1 protein-coding gene is annotated in these 387 nt (G+C 35.1%); it reads left to right on the top strand.

What is annotated here, in order from left to right; all coding sequences use genetic code 11:
• Positions 1-37: 37 nt before the first annotated feature.
• Positions 38-387: alcohol dehydrogenase catalytic domain-containing protein (locus KA926_RS13940; protein WP_245335853.1), on the top strand; the 350-nt coding region annotated here is incomplete at its 3' end.

The following is a 387-nucleotide window of genomic DNA, read 5'->3' as shown; positions in this document are numbered from 1 at the left end:
ATACTATTAAATTAACTAAAACAAGGAGGTTTTATCAATGAAAGCAGCAGTTTGGTATGGTCAAAAGGATGTACGAGTTGAAGATCGAAAATCTAAAGAGTTACAAGATAATGAGGTTCAAGTTAAAGTGTCTTGGGCTGGCATTTGTGGGACAGATTTACATGAATACTTAGAAGGCCCTATATTTATTTCAACAGACAAACCTGACCCGTTCCTTGGCCAAAAAGCGCCCGTTACATTAGGCCACGAATTTGCAGGTGTAGTAGATGATATTGGTTCTAAGGTTACAAAATTTAATAAAGGCGATCGTGTTGTCATTAATCCTACAGTTTCAAATCGTGAAAAAGAAGAAAATATTGATCTTTATGATGGTTATTCATTTATAGG

Source organism: Staphylococcus sp. GDY8P94P (assembly GCF_017892255.1).
GTDB classification, from domain to species: domain Bacteria; phylum Bacillota; class Bacilli; order Staphylococcales; family Staphylococcaceae; genus Staphylococcus; species Staphylococcus cohnii.
The sequence above is the reverse complement of the archived record's forward strand: the minus strand, read 5'-3'. Positions and strand labels throughout refer to the sequence as shown.